The organism is Acinetobacter sp. YH12043, assembly GCF_013419915.1.
Classification (GTDB): domain Bacteria; phylum Pseudomonadota; class Gammaproteobacteria; order Pseudomonadales; family Moraxellaceae; genus Acinetobacter.
In genome coordinates this window covers 1-16,040 of sequence record NZ_VOZD01000018.1, presented here as the reverse complement: position 1 = coordinate 16,040, position 16,040 = coordinate 1, and the positions used below count along the sequence as shown (strand labels likewise).

Genomic DNA, 16,040 nt, shown 5'->3' with positions numbered 1-16,040 from the left:
ATTTTTATATATTTTGCAAATTTAATTTTTATATTTATTCGCTATAATTAGTCTGCTTTATTTTAAAAAACAATTTTATTACTACGATTTTTTATAGGGATTTTTATGAAATTTAAGAATTTATCACTCGCAATTTTTAGTGCATTCATGCTAAGTGCTTGTGGTGGGGGCTCCTCTTCTTCTGATTCAAACCCTGGAACTGGAACTGGAACTGGAACTGGAACTGGAACTGGAACTGGAACTGGAACTGGAACTGGAACTGGAAATACTACAATAAATGATTCTGAATGGTCTGCCTATTCTCCTTCATATTTTACTGGCTCCGATTATTTATTCGACAAACTCACTTTTACGAGTAAAGGAGATACGCAGTATGTCCGTGTAGACTATTTAAGCAACCTAAAAGATATGGAAAATCTTGATATAAATGAACTGTATATTTTTGGTGATTACTTAACCAATGAAGGTCTGTACGAATTAGAGTTAAATAAAGATCCTGAATTAGGCTATAAAATTGGATCACTTCTAAAAAACTCGGTGACTGAGAAAACTTATATTCCATCCTCTAAAATTGGACATACAGGCCTTCAATTAACTGAAAAATATGAGTTAGTCGATCTATCGGGTAAACTATTGGGTGAATACATAGATACTCATCTGTATCTAGTCTCTTTAGAACCTAAGCTGGATAATTATGGTGATTTCGCACAATTTTATCTTTCCAAACTTAAAGGCAAGACATTTCCAAATGGCTCAAAGTGCTTAAGAGGATTAAGTTTATCTTCGAGTAAAGACTTCATTATGATGTATAAAAATCCATATGAGACTTATGATAGTTTCCAGAACATATTCTCTGAAGGATATAAAACTATAAATTTAGGTAGTTATAACGCTTTCATCTCGAATTCAATTTACCCAAATGAATATATTAGTGCTCTTGTGCAAGTTGATAATAAATATCGTATGGGCGAGTACAATAAATCAGGTATCTATTACTCTTTAAATAAAGAAATTGAAATTGAAACACAAATTTTAAAAGACCTTAAGTCTGATAAACTTACAGATGCAGAGGAAATTTTAGAACAAGAGTTATATATTCAATCTTTACAAAAAGAATGTACTGTTTTCAACTCTACTGCTAGTCAAGAAATTGATAAATATCGTAAATTGAAGTAAAATATGACTAGAGATAAGCGTATATAAGATACGCTTATCTTAGTTTCTTCAATCACAATTCAATATATTCTATTTCTGATATATAAACAGATAACTCTCTTACCAAAAACCTCACATCCAAATCCGCAAACTTCATTCCATAAACTCGGTTCTCATCATCCTGATATGCCGGTCTAGGATCGAGAGATAAAACGGCTTCAAGTTCTTCTAGCAATTGAGCAGATATTGTTCCTTTTTCTAATAATAATTTTTTTTGCTGTTCAGCGTCCTTACTCCACATCACGGACTTACGTGATGGTTCATCTTGCGCGTAGCCACTTTGCGCTTCAGGTACTGCATCCGAATATTGAATATAGGGTTTAATGTCTATAATCGGCGTTCCATCTAACAGGTCACTTCCTGTGACATAAACCCGGACATTTTTACCGACTTTTTCGACACGATTTAATTTCACGACTGATAAACCAATGGGTGCAGGACGGTACATACTCCGTGTAGCAAATACACCTATTTTCTTGTTACCACCTAAACGGGGTGGACGAACCTGCGGACGAAATTGCTGGCTCTGCTGATTTTTATTATCATGAAACTGCCAGACTAACCAGAGATGACTAAACTCTTCGATACCTTCAAATGCGAGTAAATCATTATATGGGCCGGTCATTTCAACATAGCTTTCAACCTGTACCAAATTAGGTTGACGCGGGATGCCAAACTTTTCTTTATAGGGAGAATGCATATAGCCAATAATCGGCAGAGTGAGTTCGGTCATAATCACTTTTTTTGATAAGCTCAATTAAATATATTCAGTTTATAGAGAATGAATTTAGATTAGAATAGCAACCTGTTCTAATTTGATAACTTATTGAGACCTTTAATGGCTGCTTTTAACGTCGAAAAGATTACTCACGTCCACCATTGGAATGACACTTTATTCTCTTTTAAAACGACTCGTGACACTGCATTACGTTTTAAAAACGGTCAGTTTGTGATGATCGGTCTTGAAGTCAATGGTAAGCCGTTAATGCGTGCATATTCAATCGCGAGTGCAAACTACGAAGAAGAATTAGAGTTTTTCTCAATTAAAGTGCCAGATGGTCCTCTAACTTCTATCCTGCAAAAAGTAAAAGTGGGTGACGAAATCCTGGTATCTAAAAAACCGACAGGTACCTTGGTTCTTGATGACTTAAACCCAGGTAAAAACTTGTACCTGCTTTCTTCGGGTACTGGTCTTGCACCTTTCCTTTCTGTAATCCGTGATCCAGAAACCTATGAACGTTTTGAAAAAATTATCGTGGTTCACGGTACACGTTTCATCTCAGAACTGGCTTATCAAGATTTGATTTTGAACGAAATTCCAAACCATGAATTCTTCGGTGAATTAGGCGCTAAAGAAAAATTAGTGTATTACCCAACTGTTACTCGTGAAGAGTTCCATACTCAAGGTCGTGTAACCACTGCGATTGAATCTGGTCAATTATTCGAGAAAATCGGACTACCACGTTTCAACCCTGAAACTGACCGTGCAATGCTATGTGGTTCTCCTGCATTCCTGGACGACGTTGCTGCACTGCTAGATCAACACGGTCTGAAAGAATCTCCACGTATGGGTGTTCTGGGCGATTACGTGATTGAACGTGCATTCGTTGAAAAATAACCTAAATTCCTTTGCAATCTCAAAACGCATGCTTTAAGCATGCGTTTTTTATATCCAATAAGTCTTAATCTGAAAGAATTAACCCAAGCTATTCTTTACTTAAAATTTTTTATAATCAGGACACTTAGAAAAACACAATTGTTTAAAACAATAAATTAAATGATAAATATCAATACTCACATTATATTTTTTAGTCAAAAATTCCTTCTTAAATGTTAGAATATGTAACTGTAATTGATTTCTCCTGAGGATTTATCCTCGCTAAAAACTTAGTTACATAAACTCTGTAAACTTTTAATTCGATCTGTTTTGATCCCATTCTCCTGTTTCACCGTTTATGCAACCAAGCCGTTTTTTATAGGCAAGGTATGAGCACTGAACAACCCTCCTCTATCGAGCGTACAGGGTCTAAAGTCTATCGATATTTTGTTGTCGTACTGACTTTACTTGTTGCGCTGTACTTGATCATTCAAGGCGCTAAATTACTCAGCCTCGGTGGTACAAGCTATTATCTCATTGCAGGGATTGCCTATGTTGCAATCGCCATTTTATATGCGATGAAAAAAGCCTTTGGTTTTTGGCTTTCTATTGTTACTTTTATTGCAACCATCCTCTGGTCTATTGCTGAAGTTCAAGGTTTGAGCTTCTGGCAATATATCCCACGTCTGGTGGTTCCAACTATTCTGTTTGTCCTCAGCATGTGGGCAAGCAAAAGCCTGCCAGCACTCAATGCTGCAAAAATCAAAGCTGCCAATCTTGTTGGCTTTGCCGGTTTCTTTGCCTGTGTCGCAGCCCTGATTGCTGCGTTCTTCCCACACGGCAAAATCCTCAATCCTGTTGATATCGTACAAGACCCTGCACTGGCTAAACCGAATGCAGAAAACCCAGACAACTGGGAATATTTCGGTCGTAATGGTAACGGTACCCGCTTTGCACCGTACACTGACATTACCCCTGAAAATGTCAAAGATCTAAAAGTGGCTTGGACTTATCACACTGGTCGTGATACTTCTGCCGGTGTCGATGAAAATACACCAATTCAAATTGGTAGTACTTTATATTCATGTACACCGACTAACATCATTTCAGCAATTGATGGTGACAGTGGTAAAGCACTTTGGAAATATGATCCACATGCAAAAACTGCAGAGCATATCACTTGCCGTGGTGTTGGTTACTATGATGCAACTAAAGACAAATCTTTAACTGCAGCAGACTTACAAGCACCGGGTATTAAAGCTTGTCCACAACGTATCCTGACTTCTACTGTTGATGGCCGTTTAATTGTCTTAAATGCCAAAACTGGTGCTTTATGTCCAGAATTTGGTGTGAATGGTCAAGTCGATGTCTTGCATGACATGGGCCCAACTGAACAAAGTAAACGTTATCACCCAACCTCGACCCCACTGATTGCGGGTCATGTCGCTGTATTAGGCGGTTGGGTACGTGATATTGTGCATGGTGAGCCTTCTGGTGTTGTCCGTGCTTATGACGTTCGTACTGGTCAATTGGCTTGGGCTTGGGATGTCGGTAATCCTGAACTGGTTGGTGAACCTAAAGATGGCAAAGGCTTTACTTTAGAAACACCTAACATGTGGACCATCCCGACTTATGACAAAGACCTGAATCTGGTTTACTTGCCTACAGGTAATGGTCCTCCTGACTACTGGGGCGGTGACCGTAACGGAGCTAAAGAAAAATTTGGTTCTGCAATTGTTGCGGTAAATGCTTTGACTGGTAAAACTGTTTGGTCTTATCAAACTGTTCACCATGATGTCTGGGATTATGACTTGCCGTCACAACCTGTGCTTTACGACATGACTGATGATCATGGCAAAAAAGTGCCTGCGTTGATTCAAACTACCAAAATGGGTCAAATCTTCGTTCTTGACCGCCGTACTGGTAAACCAGTCACTAAAGTTGAAGAACGTCCAGTCGACACCAATGGTGCTGAAGGTGAAAAACTTTCTCCTACCCAACCATTCTCTGTTGGCATGCCACAAATTGGTAATGCAACATTGACTGAGCAGGATATGTGGGGCATCTCAACCTTTGACCAACTGGCTTGTCGTATCGACTTTAAAGATTCTGTCTATAACGGTCTATACACTGCACCTGGTGAAAAACCATATATCGAATGGCCTAGTCTGCTTGGTGGTTTCAACTGGGGTGGTATCTCCATTGATGAATCTACTGGCATGATGTACGTCAACGATATGCGTATGCCACTTCGTATGTCATTGGTTCGTAAAGAAGATATGAGTAAATATCATATCTCAACTGACGAAGTACCAGGATTCATGGGCACAGTACGTCCACAACTGGCTGGTCCTTATGCGGGTGTGAAAATTGACATCATGCAGTCTAAACTGGGTGTTCCTTGTAACAAACCTCCATTTGGTACCATGACTGCCATCGACTTGAAATCTAAAAAAGTCGTTTGGGAAGTACCTATGGGTACAGCCAAAGAATTGGGTCCATTAGGTGTTAAAACCCATATGCCAATTCCTTTAGGTATGCCTACACTGGGTGGTCCTACTTCAACTGCTTCTGGTCTGGTGTTCTTCGCAGGTACTCAGGATTATTACCTACGTGCGTTGGATTCAAAAACTGGTAAAGAAGTGTGGAAAGCTGAGCTTCCTGTTGCTGCTGTTGCTGCACCGCTGATTTATAAATCTCCAAAAACTGGCAAACAATATGTTGTGATTTCTGCAGGTGGTGCAAGCCACTCTAAAGATGTTGGCGACTATATTATTGCCTTTGCTTTACCTGATCAAAAATAATTTTTTGATGAATAAAGAAAAAACCGAAGCTTAGGCTTCGGTTTTTTTATTGCAATCATCATTAAAAATTAACGATCGCGACCTTCCTGGTTTGCAGAACCTGAACAGCCTGCACCACCACCGATAATAAAACCGCTTTCTGCTTTGCATGAACCAATCATACGGCCATGTGAGTCAAATGTAGTCACTGTTGATGCACAACCAGTTAGTACAATAGTCGCTGCTAATGCAATAAGTGTTGATAATTTCATGATATTCCCCTCTAAGATTTATGGTGCTAAATGAATCTGATTTTGACTTGGTGGTACTGGCAATAAACCTGTCTTGGCATCCACCGTATTGTAGTTCACGCCAATTGCATTGCCTGATCCATTACAATGAGCACTAGCAGTTGAAAGCAGACCACGTGTAGCTTTACATGATCCAATCACCTGACCCGATGCATCATAAGTGACGACCATAGAACTACACCCAGTCATCAGTATAATAGTTGAAAGTGAAAGTAGTTTTATGAAGCTCATTGCTCCCCCTCAAAAACACTAAAAAATTTAAATTGTTTAGTTATATGAATCTTTTCTAAATTTCGCGCATGATTCTTCCTAAATTTATCGCATTTGTAAAGCTTTATTTTTCATCTATTTTTTAGACTTAAGGCTAATAAAAAGCTGCCTGATCAGCAGCTTTTTCATAATTAAATTTAATATTAAGGATCAGGCTGACTCATGCTTCAATACTCGTTCAGCTAGAGCCTGTTTCACCACATGATATCCAGCGCTTAAGCCTAGACTTGCCATAATGAATGCAACAATAACATCTGGCCATAGACTGCCAGTGCCAAAGACTCCCACTGCTGCAAAAATGACGGCCACATTGCCGATTGCATCATTACGGCTGCACAACCAGACTGATTTCATATTGGCATCGCCATCCCGGAAAGCATATAAAATTATGGCTGTGACAACGTTTGCGATTAAGGCCAATACCCCGATGATCCCCATCGTAATGGCTTCAGGTGGAATACCTTGCATAAAGGCATAAATTACTTTGCCAATGACGACCAGACCAAATACTGCCATGGTCAATCCTTTAATCAGAGCAACTGTTGCACGCCAATACAGACTTGCACCAATCACCGCCAGAGAAATACCATAATTCACAGCATCTCCAAAGAAATCTAGCGCATCTGCCCATAACGCTGATGAATGTGCATAAGCACCGCCGATCAGCTCCACACCAAATAAGGTCAGGTTAATCAATAATGCAATCCATAAAGCTGTTCTAAATTTGCTATTAGATTTGGGCGGCGCGGGTTCATGACTACAACTACAGGCCATATTATTCTCCGATGATTTTTTATCCTGAATGCGATAAAGTCATTAGAAACTATGGAGTCACTCCAAGGTCAAGCCTGAGGTATTTATGTCACATTATTTGATTTCTGATATAGCCAAGAAAACTGATTTAAGCACTGATACCATTCGATTTTATGAGAAAAGAGGTTTGATTCAGCCGAATTTTCGAGCAAGTAACCAGTATCGTTATTATGGCGACGAGGCCTTAAAACGCTTGATTTTTATCAAACGCTGTCGTGCTTTAGGCATGTCTTTAAAAGAAATTGAATACCTGATTCAGCTGGAACAGAATCCTGAACAGGATTGCTGTGAAGTTAACCAGATGATTGATCAGCACCTTATAGATATTTCAAATAAAATTAAAGAATTACAATTATTTAAACAGCAGTTAATGGCGCTTCGCGAAAGCTGTAATACCCCAACCACGATTAATCATTGCCAGATTTTAAAAACACTGGAATCTATTGAAAATAGCTGAAATATTTATGGATATTTTAAATCGTTTACTGTTTATCTTTTAACTTGAAATTGAGTTAAATTATGCCAATTCCGAGTTATTTACTAGGTTGAATCCTGATTTCAGATGACTAGAATAAAGACGTACTTTTTATATGTCTTTCGATTTCATCATGAGCATTTCTCACGTTACCGAACTTCTCTCACCTGCTGGCTCCCTAAAAAACATGCGTTATGCCTTTGCTTATGGTGCAGATGCAGTCTATGCCGGCCAGCCGCGTTATAGCTTGCGTGTTCGTAATAATGAATTTGACCATGACAATCTGGCGATTGGCATCAAAGAAGCGCATAAGCTTGGCAAAAAATTCTATGTCGTGGTGAATATTCAGCCACATAACTCCAAACTGAAAAATTTTATTCGTGACCTTGAACCAGTCGTGGCAATGCAGCCGGATGCGCTGATCATGTCCGATCCTGGTCTGATCATGCTGGTGCGTGAGCATTTCCCGCACATGGACATTCACCTGTCTGTACAGGCAAATGCTGTGAACTGGGCAACTGTAAAGTTCTGGAAGAATATGGGACTTACTCGCGTAATTTTGTCACGTGAACTGTCCATCGAAGAAATCGAAGAAATCAAACAGCAAGTTCCAGATATCGAAATCGAAGTGTTCGTACATGGTGCGTTGTGCATGGCCTATTCTGGTCGTTGCATGCTATCTGGCTACATGAACAAACGCGATGCCAATCAGGGTGCCTGTACCAATGCTTGCCGCTGGGAATACAAGGTACTTGAAGCTAAAGAAGATGAAACGGGCGATGTGATCCCGGTTAAAAATATTGATTCTGGCTGTTGTTCAAAAGATATGGATGAAAGCCATAAAATCGCTCAACACCAGTTTGATGAACCCGTGTTATTGCAACGTAATGACGAAGATATGTTTGCTGCTGAAGAAGATGAGCACGGCACTTATTTTATGAATTCCAAAGACCTGCGTGCTGTACAGCATGTGGAACGCTTGACCAAGATTGGCGTACACTCTCTGAAAATTGAAGGTCGGACCAAATCTTATTTCTATTGTGCGCGTACTGCGCAGATTTACCGTAAAGCCATTGATGATGCGCTTGCTGGTAAGCCATTCGACCCTTCATTGATGACTCAATTAGAAGGTCTGGCGAATCGTGGTTATACCGAAGGCTTCCTACGCCGTCATGTACATAGTGAATATCAAAACTATGAAAATGGTTCATCGAGTTTCGATCATCAGCAGTTCTGTGGGGAAGTATTAGAGCGTAATGGTGACTATATCAAGATTGATGTGAAAAACCGTTTTGTCGTTGGTGACTCACTAGAGCTGATGACCACTAAAGGCAACATCACTTTTACCTTAACTGAGATCAAAGACCGTCAAGGCAATCTGATTGAAGATGCTAAAGGTTCAGGTCATATCGTTGAAATTCCAATACCAGCAGATGTCGATATGCAGTATGCTCTGCTGATCCGTAATCTGCCATCATCATCTGTAGACATTTCAGCCTCTTCATTGGCTTATCAGGCGAGTTAAAAAATGGCGCTCTTGATTACCGATAAATGTATCAACTGTGATATGTGCTTACCGGAATGCCCAAATGAAGCAATTTATGAGGGCGAGAAGTTTTATGAAATTGATGTCAATCGTTGTACCGAGTGTGTGGGTTTCTATGATCATCAAACCTGTATTGCCGTCTGTCCGATTGAATGCATTGTGCCGCATCCAGAGCATCGGGAAACGCAAGAACAGTTAATGGAGAAATTTAAAGGTTTGAATCTGTTCAAAGCTTGAATGATGCATGAAGTCTGATGACTTCATCTAAGAACAACCTTGGGGAAAGATAAAAATAAGGGTTGAAAACAAAAACTGTCCAGAGGAAAGGAACAGCTAAAAGCGATTGGGGACGCTTTTGGCTGATCTAACAATAACTAAAAAAAGGAACCCGGGTGTTAGCATCCTGAGTTCCTATAAAGCGAAAATAATAATAGGTGTTTGAGATTAAGCACCTGGAATGTGGGGATTCCAGGTGCTCTTTTTTTTACTGACCAGAGCGAATGATGTAATCAAAGGCAGATAATGATGCTTTGGCACCTTCACCAGTCGCGATGATGATCTGTTTGTAAGGAACAGTGGTACAGTCACCTGCAGCAAACACACCTTTGACATTGGTTTCATTGCGCTCGTTAATCACAATCTCACCACGGTTAGTTAGCTCAACATCGGTTCCTTTCAGGAAGTCAGTGTTCGGCAACAAACCGATCTGAACGAAGATACCTGCCAATTCAACAGTGTGCTCTTCATCAGTTGCACGGTCTTTGTATTTCAACGCTGTGACTTGTGAACCATCACCGATCACTTCGGTAGAAAGTGCATTTTTGATCACAGTCGTATTTGGCAAGCTGTTCAGTTTGTCCTGCAATACCTGATCCGCACGAAGTTTAGTATCGAACTCAACCAGCGTTACATGCTCAACAATACCTGCAAGGTCAATCGCAGCTTCTACACCGGAGTTACCACCACCAATTACCGCTACACGTTTACCTTTGAACAATGGACCGTCACAGTGTGGGCAGTACGCTACACCACGAGTTTTGTATTCTGCTTCACCCGGAACGTTCATCTCTCTCCAGCGTGCACCGGTAGATAAAATCACAGTTTTAGATTCAAGTTTCGCACCATTTTCTAAAGTCACTTCTACCAGACCATTGGCTGTGCGATCTGCACCTTTGATGTCAGAAACACGTTGCAGGTTCATGATGTCAACACCGTATTCACGAACGTGTGCTTCCATTTCAGCGGCAAATTTCGGACCTTGGGTTTTTTGCACTGAGGTATAGTTTTCGATGTCCATGGTATCCATCACCTGACCGCCCATGCGTTCAGCCACGATGCCAGTTTTGATGCCTTTACGTGCTGCATAGATCGCTGCAGTATTCCCTGCAGGTCCACCACCAATCACTAGGATATCAAATGCATCTTTGGCATTCAGTTTTTCAGCAGCTTTGGCTGCGGCATTGGTATCCAGTTTGGCAATGATTTCTTCCAGCGTCATACGACCCTGACCGATATGTTCATTGTCTTGGAAGACCATCGGTACGGCCATGATTTTACGTTCTTCTACTTCTTCCTGGAAGAAAGCACCATCAATCATGGTTGCTGTTGTACCCGGGTTATAGATGGCAATCAGGTTCAATGCCTGCACCACATCAGGACAGTTATGGCAGCTTAAAGAGACAAATACATCAAAGTCAGATTTAATGCCTAAACCTTTAATCGATTCCAGAACTTCGGCAGAGACTTTTGGTGCATAGCCTGAAGTTTGCAGCAATGCCAGAATCAGGGAAGTAAACTCATGGCCCATCGGCAAGCCTGCGAAGAACACACGAGGCTGTTCACCGGCTTTTGCCACACCAAAGCTTGGTGCACGTTTGTTGGTACCGTCAAAACGGGCAGTCACTAAATCAGAAAGTTGCGCGATTTCCTCAACCAGTTCTTTGATTTTGGCTGATTTGTCAGAGCCATCCAGAGTTGCCACTAATTCAATCGGGCCCTCCAAACGTTCAAGTAGTGTTTTTAATTGAGCTGAAGTATTTTGATCTAACATTGCTAACGTCTCCAAGGGAGTAAATATTTATTCGATGAAGCTATATTAAGTGAATAACAAAAATAGGTAAAACAGTTTGTTTTTATCTTAATGATCGTTTTTATAGATCAAAAACCATCTCCTCATTTTATTTTTTATTATCGCTAGAATTTATGCCTTTTATCCCAAAGAAACCGAATATAGATTGGAAAATAAAAATGCTCCTTTTAAAGGAGCATTTTTAAGTTTAGAAGATTCGCTGTTCAATACGTAGCGAACGCCCCTTAATTGAATTAGCTAGTACAAATATGATTAAGCTAAGCAAGGCAAATAAGATGGCAATGCCAATAATGATGACATTGGTAATCTTGCTGACTTGTTCGGCTTGCTGGGCTTGACGATCTACACTTTGTGCCACAGGCGTTAGACTTTTGCCATAGACCTGTTGCTGCATGGTCCAGATCTGTTCCGGTTTAAATCCGTATTGTTCAAACTTGTTATCCTGCCGCTCTGCTTCAACTACTTGTGCGACATAAGGTCTGGCTGCGGATAGATCCACAGGCTTATGCAAGAGTGCAGTTTGGGCAAGTAAATAAGATTTCACCGGTGAAGCAATATCGGAATCAACCAGATAACGAGCCACTTCACTATCATTGATATTACTATCGTAATAGACCACTTGCTGATAAGCGTCTTCACGGTCATTTCTCAGGTCATATTGCCAATAAGTCAGTCCTGACCAGATCACGATAAAGGAAATCAGCCAGCCTACAAACTTCAATATGAAAGACTGAAAGCGCACATAGAAGAAGCGAAACTTCTTCAGCAATCCAACCAGAAAAAATGCACCAATAAAAGAGGTAAAGATTTTCAGAATCAGCCAGCCAAACCAGCTTAATAGAGCAAAGAAATAATCCGGACTATCCCCAATACTGGCCAGATTAGCATCGACACTGACTGGTAAATGCAGCTGTTGAAGCTGAGTACTCAGGCCAAAAAAGCCATAAACCATTTCCTGCTGAAAGAACAGGCCTATCACGGATGCAATACAGACCGTAGAGGTGGTCAGTCCCAAAAGCATCAAATTACGTTGACGCTTTTTGAGTGCGACGACCCCTTGCTTGATTTCCTGAGGATTTACAGCATATTCATCTAAGGGCGGCAATCTCTACTCCTTTTTTTAGATCTTGGCCCTACTGCATTTAGTTGGGTTTAGATCCACTGGTACTTGATTCAATCACCAAATGATTCAGATTATCTTGTAAGGCTCTTAAACGTACCGTTGCTTCAGTACGTTTCTGTACACCTTCTTTCTGGATCTGAATCACATCATTAACAGTTTTAATGAGGGTATTTTGCACATGTTCAAGCGTTTCAATATCAATAACAGAACGCTGGTTGGCTTTTGCCGTATCGACCGAGTTTTGATGCAATAAATCTGCATTACGGCGTAAAAGCTCATTGGTCGCATCATCAATGGTATTGGCCAGCTGTACGCTGTTCTTCTGTTCATTCAGTGAAATGGCCAGACTGATCTGGTTTTTCCATGCTGGCAATGTGATATTTTTAATGGCATAGAATTTATCCACCAGCATCAGGTTATTGGACTGAATAATCCGGATCATAGGCAAAGTCTGCATCGCAGATTGCTGCAATACCTGTAAATCACTGATGCGTTTTTCCAGATTATTGGCTAGATGATTTAGGTCATAGATTTTTTGCGTGGTGCTCTGATCTTGTGGCAAAGCTGTGAGCGCAGCAATTTCCTGCTGTAATTCCTGTTCACGTAAACGTCCAGCTGCAATATGAATACCCAGCTGTTTATATTCTTCCTGTACCCCATCGAACATTTTATCCAGCGTATCAACGCGGGCTTTTAATCCGGATTGCGATGTTTCAATTTCCTTGACCAGCACATCAATCTGTTCTTTGGTGGTATTGAAATGCGAGTCAAAGTTATCTTTAACCCCTTTAAACTTGCTGATGATATTGCCCAGAAATCCTGAACTTTTTTTCTTGTTCAAGATACTGCTGGTATTCAGTTGCTGTGCCACCTGCACCACCTGATTCAGCTTTTGACCGGTTGCATCCAGATCTTTATTTTGTACCAGATTCAGCAATTCATCGGTATAGCTTGAAGTTTTGGTGGCTATATTTTTGCCATATTCGGCCACACTATTATGACTCATATTCTGCAGTTCTTTACGTGCTGCCAAGACCCCCTGAAAATCGGCAGGCTGCAAGCCCAGCTCTTTGAGATCCATTTGCTGAAACTTCTGTTCAGTCAGTTCAGTTGAGCTTTCGACAGGTAAATTTACTACATCAGATTTGGTCATGTTTCACCTTATATTGTTATGTATTCGAGGGTTTCTCGAGTGACTTTTTTAACGTTTTAATCAAATTGTCCCGGCTATTATCAAGTTTTTCCAGATCACTTGTCGAGTGTTTCGTCTGGCTTTGTTTGACATGATATTGCCAGGCCGGAATCAGCACCTGTTGCGCTTCTTTAAACCGATCCAGTAGGCTATAAGACAGTTGCTGGGATAATTGCATCTGGGTAATGGCAATGTCATTACTGCTTTGCAAGGTTCTTAAGGTATGCACCTTTTTTGACAGCCGCTCAGAAAAATTATCCAGTGGATGCTGATTCCTGACAAACTGCGGATATTCAGATAAAAATTCTTCTGCTGCCACAATATGCTTGGCCATTTGCTCACGTAAACCGATCAGCTGCTGGAATCGCGATTGGGATTTCTGGATTTCAATTTGCAACTTACGGCTAAGGTGATCTGCCTGATCCAGTAAATAGTCCAGTTTTTTATAGTATTCAACCTGACTTGAGCCATAGTCCAGATCAATACCCAGCCATTTCTGCAAGGCATTAAATTTACGTTTTTTAAAATATTTTTTTGATTGAGCCAGCATGTGAATCAGCTGTTCAATAGTATGGCTCAGTTGTTGGGTCAGATGGGGATCTACCCCATTTAATAGTACTGCCTGCGCCTGAATAAGTGAGTCCGCATAATGATTCAGCTTGTATTGATCGTGGAGTAAAGGCACAAGTTCGTTGCGCTTGATACTTAGAATCTCGCTCTGCTCTACTGCAATGTCTTGGATTGGAATCAAAACATCTATCTGTGACATGACCCTTTAAACTCAATGAATTCGATTTTTATAGTACGTCTTTTCATTCAACATAACATGTAGCATTTTGCAAAGGAATGCTTCAAGCCATAGAATTTTCTTTATATACGTTGAAGATATTGTTGGAATTAAGTTTGGCCTACAGTCATTTCTTGTATGAATCATTTTGCTTCTAGCCTGCTGTTGCTCTCTATAACCTTTCCCATCAGCCTCAAATAGGCTAATAATCAACCAAATAAGGATAAGCACAATAAATGCCAAGTTAATTTATGGTCTTAATTAAGCTTTTTTTAAACTTAAGAATACTTATAAGGCATTATAAAACATAAATAATTCTCGAATTTTAAGCATGAATTATTTATGATCAAGATCAACAATAAAGTAGGTAACCTGAGAATAAAATGGAACGTTTTTTTCATAATACGATGTATGCCGCACGCTGGATCTTGGCACCTGTCTATTTTGGTTTATCATTCGCTTTATTATTACTGGCCTTAAAATTCTTTCAGGAAGTCATTCATGTCCTGCCGCATATCTTTGAATATACTGAAGCTGACCTGATCTTGGTAATTCTCTCCCTGGTTGATATGACCATGGTTGGTGGACTTATTGTGATGGTGATGTTTTCAGGTTATGAAAATTTTGTTTCACAACTCAAAATCGATGAAAATAAAACCCGCCTGAACTGGCTCGGCACTATGGATGCCAATTCGCTTAAACTAAAAGTTGCTGCTTCTATCGTAGCTATTTCTTCGATTCATTTACTACGTATTTTTATGGATGCTCGTAACGTCGAGAATGACAAAATCATGTGGTACATCATCATGCATCTGACTTTTGTGATTTCTGCATTTATTATGGGTTATCTGGATAAACTCACAAAGCATTAAAACATGGATATTAAAAAGCCCCGATTATAGGGGCCTTTTTATATTGGCGAATTAACTAAAAAATTATAGATAGTCACCTTCTCGTTCCGGCTGATACAGCACTTTTTCAATCGTGACTTTCATCAACTGACCATCAGGTTGTGGCCATTCAATGGTCTGTCCTTCTGCCAAGCCCAAGATTGCAGTTCCAATCGGTGCTACGACATTCACTTGCCCTTTTTCACCTTTAAACTCATGCGGGTAGACTAAGGTGATTTCTACAGGCTCCGTTGATGGTGCAATCGTCAGCAATGCACGCGCATGCATGGTCACCACATTGCTTGGCATGTCCTCTGGCTTGACCACTTCAGCACGAGCCAGTTCATCTTCCAGTTGAAGCATGGTCTCACTGAGCTTGTCTTGATTTTCAAGCATGGTTTCGAGACGCTCCACATCCTGTTCAGATAAAATAATTTTTGGTTTAGCCATTCTTACTACCTTGTTTAATGAATGATTGAATAGTCTTTAAAAAGCGAATGAATCTAGGTTCTAAGTGGTTAATCAGATTAAATTAAGTTCAAATATAAAAAATCTATTTTTAGCTGCTAAAAAAATTGTGTCTTAACTCAACTTATAAAGCTGTTTTTCAAAGAATGTAACCAGTTTTAGAAAAACTCAATACTCTTTTCGAAATCAGATTTATAGGATCTGTATTTCTCAACTTTGTTTTATAAAAGGATAAGTATTTTCTATATAGGATTGATTAAGCTTTGATCTTATCTTCCCTTTTAACTCATCGTAAAAGCTAGCAGCAGAAGATGAGTCAGAAAAAATATCACCCAATAAAAAAGCCCCCTTGAGGGTAATGCCAGTCAGTTAAGAGATTGACTGGCTTTTTCTTGGGTATTTTTGAGGTTTTCCTTTTACAACCCTTGGATAACTCCTCACTCTTCTCTCAGGTATAACATACCGATTAGATTTCTCCATT

Annotated in this window: 16 protein-coding genes; 7 read left to right on the top strand and 9 right to left on the bottom strand. The window is 40.0% G+C overall.

All coding sequences use genetic code 11. From position 1 onward, the window contains the following. Nucleotides 1-105: 105 nt before the first annotated feature. Nucleotides 106-1,176, top strand: a complete 1,071-nt coding sequence (locus FTU01_RS09900) for a hypothetical protein (RefSeq protein WP_180138941.1) — start codon at nucleotides 106-108, stop codon at nucleotides 1,174-1,176. A gap of 52 nt (nucleotides 1,177-1,228) precedes the next feature. Here FTU01_RS09900 and tsaA read toward each other — a convergent pair whose 3' ends face one another. Beyond that, nucleotides 1,229-1,948, bottom strand: a complete 720-nt coding sequence (gene tsaA / locus FTU01_RS09895; protein ID WP_180138939.1) for a tRNA (N6-threonylcarbamoyladenosine(37)-N6)-methyltransferase TrmO — start codon at nucleotides 1,946-1,948, stop codon at nucleotides 1,229-1,231. A gap of 105 nt (nucleotides 1,949-2,053) precedes the next feature. Here tsaA and FTU01_RS09890 point away from each other — a divergent pair, with 105 nt between their 5' ends. Continuing rightward, nucleotides 2,054-2,833, top strand: coding sequence for a ferredoxin--NADP reductase (locus tag FTU01_RS09890; RefSeq protein ID WP_005236496.1), 780 nt, complete (start codon nucleotides 2,054-2,056; stop codon nucleotides 2,831-2,833). A gap of 368 nt (nucleotides 2,834-3,201) precedes the next feature. Then, nucleotides 3,202-5,616 carry a membrane-bound PQQ-dependent dehydrogenase, glucose/quinate/shikimate family gene (locus FTU01_RS09885; protein WP_180138937.1) on the top strand — a complete coding sequence of 805 codons (2,415 nt, stop codon included), beginning with the start codon at nucleotides 3,202-3,204 and terminating at the stop codon, nucleotides 5,614-5,616. A 68-nt stretch (nucleotides 5,617-5,684) separates the two neighbouring features. Here the strand turns inward: FTU01_RS09885 and FTU01_RS09880 are convergent, their stop codons facing one another. The 3 genes from FTU01_RS09880 to FTU01_RS09870 form a co-directional block, all read right to left on the bottom strand. Continuing rightward, nucleotides 5,685-5,867, bottom strand: a complete 183-nt coding sequence (locus FTU01_RS09880; RefSeq protein ID WP_166136002.1) for a hypothetical protein — start codon at nucleotides 5,865-5,867, stop codon at nucleotides 5,685-5,687. A gap of 18 nt (nucleotides 5,868-5,885) precedes the next feature. Continuing rightward, on the bottom strand, nucleotides 5,886-6,077 hold the full coding sequence (locus FTU01_RS09875) for a hypothetical protein (RefSeq protein WP_227607384.1): 192 nt from the start codon (nucleotides 6,075-6,077) through the stop codon (nucleotides 5,886-5,888). A 249-nt stretch (nucleotides 6,078-6,326) separates the two neighbouring features. Next, a complete protein-coding gene (locus FTU01_RS09870; protein ID WP_166135996.1) occupies nucleotides 6,327-6,950 on the bottom strand; it encodes a cation transporter in 624 nt (207 codons plus the stop codon). An 85-nt stretch (nucleotides 6,951-7,035) separates the two neighbouring features. Here FTU01_RS09870 and FTU01_RS09865 point away from each other — a divergent pair, with 85 nt between their 5' ends. The 3 genes from FTU01_RS09865 (at nucleotide 7,036) to FTU01_RS09855 (ending at nucleotide 9,247) form a co-directional block, all read left to right on the top strand. Then, nucleotides 7,036-7,446 carry a Cd(II)/Pb(II)-responsive transcriptional regulator gene (locus tag FTU01_RS09865; protein WP_159123205.1) on the top strand — a complete coding sequence of 137 codons (411 nt, stop codon included), beginning with the start codon at nucleotides 7,036-7,038 and terminating at the stop codon, nucleotides 7,444-7,446. Nucleotides 7,447-7,597: 151 nt separating this feature from the next. Beyond that, entirely contained in the window at nucleotides 7,598-8,989 is a 1,392-nt protein-coding gene (gene yegQ / locus FTU01_RS09860; protein ID WP_373686381.1) for a tRNA 5-hydroxyuridine modification protein YegQ, read from the top strand. Nucleotides 8,990-8,992: 3 nt separating this feature from the next. Beyond that, a complete protein-coding gene (locus FTU01_RS09855) occupies nucleotides 8,993-9,247 on the top strand; it encodes a YfhL family 4Fe-4S dicluster ferredoxin (protein WP_159123203.1) in 255 nt (84 codons plus the stop codon). Between the two features lie 247 nt (nucleotides 9,248-9,494). Here the strand turns inward: FTU01_RS09855 and ahpF are convergent, their stop codons facing one another. The 4 genes from ahpF to FTU01_RS09835 all read right to left on the bottom strand — a co-directional run bounded on the left by ahpF (nucleotide 9,495) and on the right by FTU01_RS09835 (nucleotide 14,183). Then, a complete protein-coding gene (gene ahpF, locus FTU01_RS09850) occupies nucleotides 9,495-11,060 on the bottom strand; it encodes an alkyl hydroperoxide reductase subunit F (RefSeq protein WP_180138935.1) in 1,566 nt (521 codons plus the stop codon). Nucleotides 11,061-11,286: 226 nt separating this feature from the next. Continuing rightward, nucleotides 11,287-12,204, bottom strand: coding sequence for a hypothetical protein (locus FTU01_RS09845; RefSeq protein WP_180138934.1), 918 nt, complete (start codon nucleotides 12,202-12,204; stop codon nucleotides 11,287-11,289). A gap of 37 nt (nucleotides 12,205-12,241) precedes the next feature. Continuing rightward, entirely contained in the window at nucleotides 12,242-13,375 is a 1,134-nt protein-coding gene (locus FTU01_RS09840) for a toxic anion resistance protein (RefSeq protein WP_179993421.1), read from the bottom strand. 16 nt (nucleotides 13,376-13,391) lie between these two features. Next, entirely contained in the window at nucleotides 13,392-14,183 is a 792-nt protein-coding gene (locus FTU01_RS09835) for a tellurium resistance protein (protein ID WP_159124512.1), read from the bottom strand. A gap of 401 nt (nucleotides 14,184-14,584) precedes the next feature. Between FTU01_RS09835 and FTU01_RS09830 the strand changes: the two genes are divergently transcribed. Next, nucleotides 14,585-15,073 carry a TIGR00645 family protein gene (locus FTU01_RS09830; RefSeq protein WP_005236522.1) on the top strand — a complete coding sequence of 163 codons (489 nt, stop codon included), beginning with the start codon at nucleotides 14,585-14,587 and terminating at the stop codon, nucleotides 15,071-15,073. A gap of 63 nt (nucleotides 15,074-15,136) precedes the next feature. Here FTU01_RS09830 and rnk read toward each other — a convergent pair whose 3' ends face one another. Then, entirely contained in the window at nucleotides 15,137-15,541 is a 405-nt protein-coding gene (rnk, locus tag FTU01_RS09825; protein WP_034171243.1) for a nucleoside diphosphate kinase regulator, read from the bottom strand. Nucleotides 15,542-16,040 lie beyond the last annotated feature (499 nt).